7 protein-coding genes are annotated in these 7436 nt (G+C 33.4%); 1 reads left to right on the plus strand and 6 read right to left on the minus strand.

Translation table 11 applies throughout. The features are described 5' to 3' along the window. Positions 1-83: 83 nt before the first annotated feature. The 4 genes from metX to atpD form a co-directional block, all read right to left on the minus strand. A complete protein-coding gene (metX, locus tag Q0616_RS01440; protein ID WP_298774426.1) occupies positions 84-1091 on the minus strand; it encodes a homoserine O-acetyltransferase in 1008 nt (335 codons plus the stop codon). 27 nt (positions 1092-1118) lie between these two features. Further along, positions 1119-2426: an O-acetylhomoserine aminocarboxypropyltransferase/cysteine synthase family protein gene (locus Q0616_RS01445; RefSeq protein WP_225542617.1), complete on the minus strand. Its 1308-nt coding sequence runs from the start codon at positions 2424-2426 to the stop codon at positions 1119-1121. Positions 2427-2881: 455 nt separating this feature from the next. After that, positions 2882-3175, minus strand: a complete 294-nt coding sequence (locus Q0616_RS01450; RefSeq protein WP_171623425.1) for a hypothetical protein — start codon at positions 3173-3175, stop codon at positions 2882-2884. 87 nt (positions 3176-3262) lie between these two features. Further along, positions 3263-4771: a F0F1 ATP synthase subunit beta gene (gene atpD / locus Q0616_RS01455; protein ID WP_298774432.1), complete on the minus strand. Its 1509-nt coding sequence runs from the start codon at positions 4769-4771 to the stop codon at positions 3263-3265. 188 nt (positions 4772-4959) lie between these two features. Between atpD and Q0616_RS01460 the strand changes: the two genes are divergently transcribed. Beyond that, positions 4960-5892 (plus strand): bifunctional riboflavin kinase/FAD synthetase, encoded by a 933-nt coding sequence (locus tag Q0616_RS01460; RefSeq protein WP_188319402.1) that lies wholly within the window; start codon positions 4960-4962, stop codon positions 5890-5892. Positions 5893-5918: 26 nt separating this feature from the next. Here Q0616_RS01460 and Q0616_RS01465 read toward each other — a convergent pair whose 3' ends face one another. Both Q0616_RS01465 and Q0616_RS01470 read right to left on the minus strand, forming a co-directional pair. Beyond that, positions 5919-6956, minus strand: a complete 1038-nt coding sequence (locus Q0616_RS01465) for a hypothetical protein (RefSeq protein ID WP_298774437.1) — start codon at positions 6954-6956, stop codon at positions 5919-5921. Beyond that, the coding region (locus tag Q0616_RS01470) for a sigma-70 family RNA polymerase sigma factor (RefSeq protein WP_298774439.1) at positions 6953-7436 on the minus strand (484 nt) is incomplete at its 5' end. The genes Q0616_RS01465 and Q0616_RS01470, both read right to left, overlap by 4 nt.

Raw genomic sequence — 7436 nt, forward strand, 5'->3', positions numbered from 1 at the left:
TGGGTTATGAACTCGGGAAAGGTTTCGCGAAGCGAAATAAATTAGTCAAAAAAAGCTTAAAAAATTCGAGCTTCATTTATTATTTAGACGAAATGATTTAGGATTTTATTCAATTCTTTGAGTTCAACCAAAAAACCATCGTGCCCAAATAAAGATTCTATTTCGGTATATGTTGCATTTGGAATATGATTCGCGATAAATTTTTGCTCCGTAGGTGGGAATAAAATATCCGAAGAAATACCAATCACAAGGGTTTTAGACGAAATTTGAGCAAGTGAATTCTCTAAACTTTTTCGATTTCGAGCAATATTTTGTGAATCCATGGCTTTGGAAAGCGTCCAATAGGAGTGCGCATTAAATCGATTTGCTAATTTCTGTCCTTGGTATTTTTGATAGGATGACGCTTTGAAATCAGTATAAACCGAATGATCATCTTTTTGCTTTTCATTATATATAGAATAGGTGCGATAAGAAAGCATCGCAATTGTTCGCGCCGCAATCAATCCATTTTTCCCTCCATCTTCTGTCATATCATTAAAAGTTGGATCGGCTTCTATTGCCAAACGCTGAGATTCGTTGAACGCAATTCCCCACGGAGAATGAACTGCATTTGTTGCCAGCAAAACCAAATTATCAACTTTTACTTTATTAAGTAAAGTAAATTCTAAGGCTTGTTGACCACCAAGTGAGCCGCCTATTAATAAATGAATAGACGTAATACCTAAATGTTCGGCTAAAAGCTGATGCGCATTGGCCATGTCTTTTATTGTAATCGTTGGAAAATCTCGGTAATAAGGCGTATTTGTAGCAGGATTTATAGACAATGGATTTGTGGTTCCGTAATTGGATCCAATGACATTTGCACAAATAATAAAATGATCTTTTGGATTAAATAAATCGTTTTCTCCAAAAAGACCTGCCCACCAATCAAAAACATCTGAGTTTGCCGTTAATGCATGGCAAACCCAAATGATATTATCTTTCTTGTTGTTTAAAGATCCTGCCGTGTGATAGGCAATGGTTAAATTTTCTAAAGTTTGACCATTTTCTAATTGAAAAGATCGATTATAATGATATTGTTGAAAATTCATTATTAGATTATATTCGAAAGTAACGGATTATTTAATTTTATCAAACGCTTGTTGAAGATCATTTTTGATGTCATCGATGTGTTCTATACCAACAGAAAGACGCAATAATCCTGGGTAAACACCTGCAGATTGTTGTTCTTCATCACTCAATTGTTGATGAGTTGTTGCTGACGGATGAATAATCAAAGATTTTGCATCGCCAACATTTGCCAAATGACTAATCAATTCTAAACTATCTATAAAATGATTGGCTTGTTCTGCATTTCCTTTGATTACGAATGAAAGAACCGCTCCGAAACCATTTTCCAAATATTTTTTTGCCAATTGATGACTTGGAGATGAAATTAGACCAGGATAGTTAACTTTTTCGACTTGCGGATGAGATTCTAACCAACGCGCAATTTCTAACGTATTGTCCAAATGTTTTTGCACTCTTAATGACAATGTTTCTAAACCTTGAATCAATAAAAAAGAATTGAATGGAGAAATGGCAGGACCAAAATCACGTAAACCTTCGACGCGTGCACGAATAATAAATTGAATATTTCCAAAAGGACCATTAATTCCGAAAACATCAGAAAAAACTAAACCATGATAACCTTCCGATGGTTCTGAAAATTGTGGAAACTTTCCGTTGCCCCAATCGTAATTTCCACCATCTACAATCACGCCTCCAATAGAAGTTCCGTGCCCACCGATCCATTTTGTAGCAGACTCGACTACAATATTTGCGCCGTGTTTTAATGGTTTGAAAATATAGCCACCAGCTCCAAATGTGTTATCAACAATTAAAGGAAGGTTATATTTTTTTGCAATAGCTGAAATTGCTTCGAAATCGGGTACGTTGAAACTCGGGTTTCCGATTGTTTCGGTATAGATTGCTTTTGTATTTTCGTCAATTAATGATTCGATAATCGCAGGATCTGCATTTTCTGCGAAACGTACTTCGACACCTAAACGTTTAAAACCAACTTTGAATTGATTGTATGTTCCTCCATAAAGATTAGAAGCAGAAACGAAGTTATCACCAGATTCTAAAATATTATTTAATGCAATAAATTGTGCTGCTTGACCAGATGCAACTGCTAAAGCGGCAACACCACCTTCTAATGCTGCGATACGTTTTTCAAAAACGTCTGTTGTTGGATTTTGAATTCGTGTATAAATATTTCCAAATTCTTTTAACGCAAACAAATTTGCTCCATGTTCGGCATCATTGAAAACATAAGATGATGTTTGATAAATAGGAACTGCGCGCGAACCTGTTGTTGGATCGACTTCTTGACCTGCGTGAACTTGTAATGTATCGAAATGTAATTTTTTTTCTGTTGACATAATAAAATGATTTGAATGTGATAATTAATTAAATTGTAGGGTAGAGTAGGTTTGTTGTATTAAATTAACAATAACACATTCTGATTTTACTATTGACACAATTATAAATATTTTGAAGTAGGACACCGTGTCCAAAAGAATGTTTTTGAGAATTGTACTTCATCTGAAAAATTTTAGCTCATTTTGGGTTACCTTTCGTAACTCCTTTTTTGATGAAGTGAAATTAGAATTATTTTCTAAATTATAAAATATTAAAACTATTTTTTAGAAAACATTTCTATAATATTTAATTAATTAGAATAAGTTTATATTTTATAGGTAAATCAATACTGGAAAAACTATTAATCTAAATTTTATAGAATATTATTTGAAGAAATTATCGAGTATAATTATGAGGAAACAAAAAAGGAGATCAAAATTGATCTCCTTTTGTAATATTTGTTCAAAAAAAGTAATTAGTTTGCTAAAACGATTACTTTATTGTTGTTCATTTCAATTGTTCCTCCTTTAATGTCTAATAATAATGTAGACTCATTTGATGGAGAGCTATAAACTTTACCTGAAATATTATCGAAATCTTCGAAAGTTTTTGTGTGAACGTAAATTTTGATTGTTCCTTCACCTAAAGTTGCAACGATAGGAGCGTGGTTGTTTAATAACTGAAATTCACCATCTTTTCCTGGTAAAGTAACAGCATCTACTACTGCATCGAAAACTACGAATTCTGGCGTAATAATTTGTAAGTGCATAATCCTATTGTTTTAAAAAAAAGAGTACTTAGTAACTTTTAGAGTAAAAGAAACGTAAGCACTCTTCTATATTGTTATATAAAAATATTATTTAACTTCTGCTAACATTTTTTCTCCAGCCTCAATCGCTTCTTCGATTGTACCACGTAAGTTGAATGCAGCCTCAGGATATTGGTCAACTTCACCATCTAAGATCATGTTAAATCCTTTGATTGTGTCTTTGATATCAACTAATACACCTGGAATACCTGTAAACTGCTCTGCAACGTGGAATGGTTGAGATAAGAAACGTTGGATACGACGTGCACGGTGTACAACTAATTTATCCTCTTCTGATAACTCTTCCATACCTAAGATCGCGATGATATCTTGTAAAGCGTTGTAACGTTGTAAGATTTCTTTTACACGTTGAGCTGTTTCGTAATGTTCTTTTCCAAGAATTGTTGGTGTTAAGATACGAGAAGTAGAGTTCAATGGGTCTACCGCTGGGTAAATACCTAATGAAGCAATTTTACGATCTAATACCGTTGTAGCATCTAAGTGCGCGAAAGTTGTAGCTGGCGCAGGGTCAGTTAAGTCATCGGCAGGTACATATACAGCTTGTACAGAAGTAATAGATCCGTTTTTAGTAGATGTAATACGCTCTTGCATAGCCCCCATCTCAGTTGCTAATGTTGGTTGATAACCTACGGCAGATGGCATACGACCTAATAAGGCAGAAACCTCAGAACCTGCTTGTGTAAAACGGAAGATATTATCTACGAAGAATAATACGTCACGTCCTTGACCTTGTCCATCACCATCACGGAAATATTCAGCTAATGTTAAACCTGTTAAAGCAACACGAGCACGTGCACCTGGAGGTTCGTTCATTTGTCCGAATACGAAAGCAGCTTTAGACTCTTTCATATTTTCGTGGTCAACTTTAGATAAATCCCAAGATCCACCTTCCATTGATTGCATGAATTCTTCACCGTAATTAATTAATCCAGCTTCGATCATCTCACGCATTAAGTCATTTCCTTCACGAGTACGTTCTCCAACACCAGCGAATACAGATAAACCTCCGTGTCCTTTAGCGATGTTGTTCATTAACTCCTGAATTAATACTGTTTTACCTACTCCGGCACCACCAAGTAATCCAATTTTACCTCCTTTTACGTAAGGCTCAACTAAGTCAATTACTTTAATACCTGTGAATAAAACTTCTGCAGATGTTGATAATTCTTCGAATTTTGGAGCAGGACGGTGAATAGGTAAACCGTTATCTTTATCTAAATTTTCTAAACCATCAATAGCATCTCCTACTACATTAAATACACGTCCTTTGATGTTCTCACCAATTGGAACCATAATTGGTTTACCTAATGCGATAACCTCTTGACCTCTTTGTAAACCATCAGAACTATCCATTGCGATACAACGTACAGTATCTTCACCGATGTGTTGCTCAACTTCAAGGATTAATGTTTCTTTTCCTTGACGAGGAACCTCTAATGCATCATAAATATTTGGAAGGCCTTCTGCGTTATCAAAAATAACGTCAATTACAGGTCCAATAACCTGTGCAATCTTACCTTTCTTTTGATTTGCCATTATATGAAATGATTTAGTTTATTTTATTTGGGTGCAAAGGTAAGTTAAAAACATTGTATTATTTGTATACTTTTTAAGATTTTTGTCATAATATTTTGATTAATAATCAAAACATTACAATCAAAGGAAATTAAAAATAGATTTGAAGTTCGATTTGAAAGCCTTAATTTTGTGCAAAATCATTTTTAGTGAACGTTTATCAATCCTTAGAAGAAATCAAATCTATCAAACGTCCTGTCCTTACTTTGGGCATGTTTGATGGTGCACACATTGGTCATCAATCTATTCTAAAACAACTCAATACAATTGCAAAAGAAATTGATGGAGAAAGTGTTTTGATTACGTTTAATCCACATCCTCGAATGGTTTTACAGCCAAATTGTGATCTTAAATTTTTGAACACTTTAGAAGAAAAAGAAAATGTTTTGCGTCAATTTGGGTTAGAACATTTGATTATTCAAGCGTTTACAAAAGAATTCTCACAAGTTACTTCGGTAGAATTTGTCAAAAATTTTCTTGTTGATCAATTGCATATTGATACATTAGTGATTGGTTACGATCATCATTTCGGGAAAAATAGAGAAGGAAATTTTGAGCAATTACAAGTTCTTTCGAAAGAATATGGTTTCAATTTGATTCAACTAAAGGCTGTTGAAGAAAATGATGTGGCGGTAAGTTCTACAAAAATTAGAAATGCACTTATCGAAGGAAACATCTCGTATGCGAACAAAGCGTTAAATTACAATTATCCGCTATCTGGAAAAGTTGTTCATGGAGATAAAATTGGGCGTACACTTGGTTTTCCTACAGCTAATTTACAAGTTGATCCCAATAAATTAATTCCAAAAGATGGCGTTTATGCAGTTGATGTTTTTGTGGATAATCAAAAATATTTAGGTTTATTGAGCATCGGATTTAGAGAAACAGTAACAAATACGAGAGAACATCGAGTAGAAGTGAATATTTTGGATTTTGATCAAACGATTTATGAAGAAACTATTTGCCTCGAATTTTTAGAAAGATTAAGAGATGAAAAGAAATTTAATTCGCTTGACGAATTAATTGCTGCCATGAATCAAGACAAAGAAAACGCAATACGTTTATATGGAAATAAGAAATAAAGGTTCGCATTGCGAACCTTTATTTCTTATTTTGGTTTTGAATAATATTCAAAAATTTCTTTTTTATTCTTTTCTAATATTCCTAATAAAACTGCATCCATTTTGGGTTGATTTGTTGTCAACGTAATTTTATCTTTCACTTTTTGGAAAGTTATCATCACACTATTTGTAGAACTTTCAAACACTAATTTTGATGATGTTGAAACATTCAACAATTTAAAATTTGTCCGAAGAATATCCGACTTTACCGTAAACTTTAATGGTTTATAAATAATTATTGATTTATTAACCATTGATTTCTTTGGAAAAACTTCTAAAAGTGAGGCTGTTTCCAAAGAAGTGTTACTTATTCTATCTTCTGCTACTACAGTCATTTTCATCACTTCCGAAGTATCTTTTTGTTTTGTAATCTGTCTTTTTACACCGTTAGCAGCAACAACTCCAGAAACTTTACCACCGAATCGATCAGAAATAATAGAATCCTTTGAAATCTTATTCAAATTCGCTTTTGCAAATTGCCCCTGATTTTCAATCGAATCCAAAACTTGAGAACGAGTTTCCATTGCTTGTGGTGCAGATAAAGGAGCTTCAATTGTTGGCGCAGAAACAAGTGAATAATCTTGTAAATAATTTTCATTTGCAATTGTTCCTACGGTTTTCTCTTCGATGATTTTGTATGTCGGTTGTTTCGTTACTTTCTTATTTTTAACAATTTCAATCGATTCTTCTACTATTTTATCTTTCGAATCAACAATTGTTATTTCTTCTTCAATTGAGGATTTTTCTATAACTGGCACATTTGTTTGTACAACTTGAAGCGAATTTTTTCTGTTTTCTGAATTAATATTTTCGATAAAAAGTACAAAATAAGGAATCGCAATTAATGCAAAAACAGCAGCTGAAAACCAAACGCTTGAAATAAATACGCGAATAGGTTTCTTTTTCTTTTCTTCGTTCTGTAAACCAAACTCAATACGTTTCCAAACCAAATCTCTCGGTTTTTCACCGACAGTTTCGTTACTTTTTGATCGGAATAAATCTTCTATTGGATCATTTGTGTTCACGATAAATTTGATTTTATATGTTCATTCTTACTTAACATTTCCTTTAATTTCGTTTTCGCTAAATTGAGTTGCGATTTCGATGTACCTTCTGTAATACCTAAATTTTCAGCAATTTCTTTGTGCTTATATCCCTCAATAACGTAGAGGGTAAACACGAGACGACAGCCATCGGGCAAATAATCGAGGAGTTTCATCACATCATCTTCCTCTATTTGTTGCGAAGCCTCCTGATTGGATGAAATAGAAGAGGAGTAATCGTCTACATTGAGATGAAAAATTTTATTTTTTCGCAATTCCATCAGACATTCGTTGATCATAATTCGTCTCATCCAACCTTCAAAACTACCTTCAAACGAATAACTTTTAAGATTTTGAAATATCTTCAAAAAGCCTTTTACCAAAGCATCTTCCGCTTGTTGTATATCTGTAAAATAACGTTTACAAACTGCAAAAAAAAGCGCATCGTATTTTTCGTAAAGC

Origin of the sequence: uncultured Empedobacter sp., assembly GCF_937930195.1 — a bacterium.
Classification (GTDB): Bacteria; Bacteroidota; Bacteroidia; order Flavobacteriales; family Weeksellaceae; genus Empedobacter; species Empedobacter stercoris.